Annotated in this window: 4 protein-coding genes; all 4 read left to right on the forward strand. The window is 41.0% G+C overall.

Translation table 11 applies throughout. The annotated features are described in order from the left end of the window. The first annotated feature begins 156 nt into the window (after window positions 1–156). The 4 genes from ABMY42_RS26145 to ABMY42_RS26160 all read left to right on the forward strand — a co-directional run bounded on the left by ABMY42_RS26145 (window position 157) and on the right by ABMY42_RS26160 (window position 3,828). Window positions 157–690: a YbjQ family protein gene (locus ABMY42_RS26145; RefSeq protein ID WP_025555217.1), complete on the forward strand. Its 534-nt coding sequence runs from the start codon at window positions 157–159 to the stop codon at window positions 688–690. 216 nt (window positions 691–906) lie between these two features. Beyond that, the gene (locus tag ABMY42_RS26150) at window positions 907–1,410 is read left to right on the forward strand and encodes a T6SS effector amidase Tae4 family protein (RefSeq protein ID WP_349266973.1); all 504 of its coding nucleotides are present in this window, start codon (window positions 907–909) and stop codon (window positions 1,408–1,410) included. Window positions 1,411–2,352: 942 nt separating this feature from the next. After that, on the forward strand, window positions 2,353–3,348 hold the full coding sequence (locus ABMY42_RS26155; protein WP_349266974.1) for a DUF5677 domain-containing protein: 996 nt from the start codon (window positions 2,353–2,355) through the stop codon (window positions 3,346–3,348). Between the two features lie 138 nt (window positions 3,349–3,486). Beyond that, window positions 3,487–3,828 (forward strand): hypothetical protein, encoded by a 342-nt coding sequence (locus tag ABMY42_RS26160; RefSeq protein WP_017191348.1) that lies wholly within the window; start codon window positions 3,487–3,489, stop codon window positions 3,826–3,828. The last annotated feature ends 257 nt before the right edge of the window (window positions 3,829–4,085 follow it).

Here is a 4,085-nt window from a genome sequence, read left to right on the forward strand (position 1 = left end):
AGGCATAACAAACAATTTAAGAGTGATTCAGCACGCTTGGCATTTTTGGTTTGGGTCTAATTTAGTGTTTACGGTGTTCAAATTTAGTGCTGTGGTAGCGTGCTTCACACCTTAATTGGGCGTTATGCGCTTGAGGTGTAAAATGAGTTTAGAGAGATGAATAAGTACATTGTTTTTGGAAAATCCGGTGTCGTTGTGCCAGTGGATGTAATGTCACAAACAGCATCCGATGAGATTGGCTCGTTTATGGAGCAAGGCTTCAAGATATTGAGCGATAGTTGTGAGGCTTCGAGTGCAGAGGAGGCGATAGCAACTTGGGAGTCTCAACTGAAGAGTAAGGATAACTACGAATTTGTAAAAACCTCATCCACAAATGCTATATCAAGTGATCTAGATATTGTTGAAAACCACGGTGTCATTACATCAACTGTGGTTGCTGGTACGAACTTTTTGCGAGATATCCTCGCCGGAGTTCGAGATATTGTTGGCGGTCAATCTGGGACATATAACAATAAACTCGACCAAATTAAATCTGATGCACTTCTTGGGTTGAGAAAGCAGGCAGCAAGTAAAAAATGTAATGCTATCGTAGGTGTATCTATCGATGTAGATGAAGTTTCTGGCGGTGGAAAATCAATGTTTATGGTTACAGCTGTTGGAACTGCTGTGATCGTTGAAAAACGCGCATAACAAACTGTTTAAGAGTGATTCGCAACGCGTGGCATTTTTACTATGCGTTGTGTTTAGTGTTTAAGGTGGCATGCGGAAGCATCGGTATTGCGTTGCTCACACCTTAACAGGGCGTTAAGTTACTTTGAAACACCTCGCATTATGACGTCATAATATTTCTGTAAATGCTGTTATCTGAGTTGAAATCATCCAATTTGTATAAAAATTGGAGATGACATGGATTTTCAAAATTTATGCAACAAGCATCCTACTATTGTGGGTGATAGCGTACCTTGTTCAACAGATGGCAAAGCAAATTTTTCAGATCAGTGCGCAATTCGTTTGGGTGTTGCTCTTGCTTCTATAGGGATTGACACAACCAGTCTTGTCCCGAAAGCAAGGCATTGTTGGTACCATGATAGCGGTTTGGGTCACGTTTTAGCAGCGGAAGAGTTAGCACAAGGGCTATCAAGAATGCCTATTTCGGGTGTTAGTAGACTTCAGAAAATAGATCCTAAGCAGTTCGCTAGAAAACTTTCAGGTAAAAAAGGCATTATATTCTTTAAAGACTTTTGGTCTAGGGGTGGTGAGAACTTTCGGAATCGAAGTGGCGATCACATAGACTTATGGAATGGCTCAAGGCTCACAGATTGGAAAACTTGGTTTATGATTTCGGGTTTATTCAATGCTGGAGGTAACTACAGTAAATCAAAAGAAATATGGTTTTGGGAAGTTAAGTGATGAGTGGGGTTAAATATACATTGTTAATAATGGTGGTAGGTGTGTCGGTATGGGCTGCTTCTCTATTTCTTATCGACCCCTTGCTCAATCACCTCGAACCTTCACTCCCACCAGATGAATATAATCTATATTGGTTCATATGTTTTGTGGCATTAGAAGCGCTAGTCCTCACTATTGCGACATGCTTATTTGTAAAGAGAAAACAGTAACTTAACAAAGTATTTAAGAGTGATTCCCAACGCTTGGCATTTTTCATTCCATCGTTGGGTTTTGTGTTTAAGGTGGTATGGTTAAGTTTCGTGGTAGCGTTGCTCACACCTTAATGCGGCGTTATGTTTACTTGTATTTCAAAGGCTTAAAGGTCTTAGGCTCTGGTTCTTTGTCCCTTTGGCGATTCGTCCCTAGTAGACTCAGCAAATCCACATTGTCGGTCTAAGTTCTTGAATCACTCAGGCTGTAAAACATGCCAATGTTCGTGGGTTGCTTCATTGTCAGGTCGTGGCGGTTGGCTTCTGTTTTAACTGGCTCAAAGTCGCTTCTAGGTTCTTTACCAAGTAGCATTTCGGCTTGGCAGTAGCCTCGGCAATTCAACATTGCTTTGCGCTTTGGTTGGAAAGAAAGGGCGCTTGTTGTTGCTTGGTCGAGTTGCCTCATTGGGCAGGGAAGTGGACTTACTTGTTTTAGGTTGCTTGCCTTTGGTGGTCAAGTTGGTTTCAACCTTGTGGTTTGCTTCAGAAAACTGGTTATAAACAGCAGTTCTTTCTCAAGTAAATCAGTCGTTTGTGGTAAAACATAACAAAGCATTTAAGACGGATTCTCAACGCTTGGCAATTTCAGTTCAGGTCAGCTTTAGTGCTAAATGTGGCAAGGTTTAAGGTTGGGTGGTCGCGTTGTTCACCACTTAATGCGGCGTTATATTGGTTTCATATTTGGGAGTTCCATTTGTTCGAAGAACTAATAAAAATAGCGGAAGATAAACTTCATGAAAATGGTGATGAAGTTGACTTTGAATCCGTCATTGAGTTTGTAGTGTCAGTCTTAATTGAAAATACAAATGAGCAAGAGGAAGCTAATGTTAAGCATGTCATGTCAGAACACGACGCTTTCCTAAGGAGAAACCGCGAGCGTTGGTCTCTCGGTTTTACCAAGCTACATGCATTAAGGGAAACTTGCTTAGAAGCTGGTATGAACTTTCAGAAGCAATTTATCAAATTGCCTCAGTATGAAACTGATGAGTTAATCGGTGTTTTTATGAGGCAGCACGCTCATGCATGTCGTATAACTGGGGAAATTATTCATTTGTTGGAGGGTGGATACCCGGATGCTGCATTGGCGCGTTGGCGGACATTATATGAAATGGTTGTTACGTGCCTAGTTATTAAAAAGTGTGGTCGTGCCGCCGCCATTGATTATATTAAGCATGGTATGGTGCAAACGGCAGAGGGAGTCGAGGAGCATCGAAAAACTGCTGACGCGATGGGGCAAGAAACCTTTTCCGATCAAGAAGCGGAATCTTACGCTCAACTTAAACACGCCATCACACAAGGTAATTCAGGTTGGCACTGGGCTAGGGAGCATACAGGTTACAAAAAAATCGATAAGCTAAGAGAGTTCGTTGAGTTAGATAAATGGTCTCATAATTACAAACTAGCAAGTCGCAATGTGCATGCCGACTATTATGAAATGGCTTCCCTGTATGCAATGAGAGAGGCTGAAGAAGATATGTTACTTTGTGGTCAGTCTAACTCTGGGCTGACAGAGCCAGCCCATTTTACGGCGATTGCTTTAGCTCAAATTACGTCTGTCTTTCTGACAACTTATATAGAAGATAACGATAGTGGTCTAGATTACGCTGACTCAGCAATATTTATGAAAATTATTGATAATTATGTAAAAGAAGTTGGAGAAGCATTCCTGAGCGTAGAAAAACCAATATAACAAACTGTTTAAGAGTGATTCGCAACGCTTGGCATTTTTGCTATGCGTTGCGTTTAGTGTTTAAGGTGGTATGCAGGGGCTTCGGTATTGCGTTGCTCACACCTTAACAGGGCGTTATGTGACCAGAGAAGGAATAACATGGAATACATACCCAAACTATTAGCTAGTAAATTTAAATGGGCTGCTACTTCTTCCTTACTGAAGCTTTGGTTTATATGTGTCTGCTTTGTTTTTTTGATGCCTTTATTGGTACCGATTCTCATGCGTATTAATGGTGATTTGGTATTATTAATGTTGAGTGCCTATTTAGTGTTTCTATTAGGCATATTTTCCGCTAAGTATTACTCTAGAACAGATGTGTTGTTAGGTACTCCGGTTCCTAAAAATAATAAGCTGAATTTTGTATTCCTAGCGGTATTCTATTTTAAGTTAAGTTGTGCTGTTCTCTTGGCTGTTTCCCCACTGTTTTTTGGTGATTAGGTTTTGGGGCAAGTCACATAACAAACTGTTCAAGAGGGATTCGCAACGCGTGGCATTTTCACTGTGCGTTGGTTTAAGTGATTAAGGTGGTGTGCAGTGGCTTCAGTATTGCGTTGCTCACCCCTTAACAGGGCGTTATGTGCTTTTGGAGAAAACGATGAATAAGTGTCTAATCATCATATTAGCTAGTCTTTCATTTGGTGCTCTTGCTGAAGAAGATCCAATTGACTGTAATAATGCGATGACCACAATCGAGA

Origin of the sequence: Vibrio sp. SSH13-20 (genome assembly GCF_040104475.1) — a bacterium.
In the GTDB taxonomy this organism is placed as follows: Bacteria; Pseudomonadota; Gammaproteobacteria; order Enterobacterales; family Vibrionaceae; genus Vibrio; species Vibrio harveyi.

What these genes read in the sequence shown, in the direction of transcription:
- ABMY42_RS26145 (WP_025555217.1), top strand. Translation starts at nt 157, where the DNA reads ATGAATAAGTACATTGTTTTTGGAAAATCCGGTGTCGTTGTGCCAGTG.
- ABMY42_RS26150 (WP_349266973.1), top strand. Translation starts at nt 907, where the DNA reads ATGGATTTTCAAAATTTATGCAACAAGCATCCTACTATTGTGGGTGAT.
- ABMY42_RS26160 (WP_017191348.1), top strand. Translation starts at nt 3,487, where the DNA reads ATGGAATACATACCCAAACTATTAGCTAGTAAATTTAAATGGGCTGCT.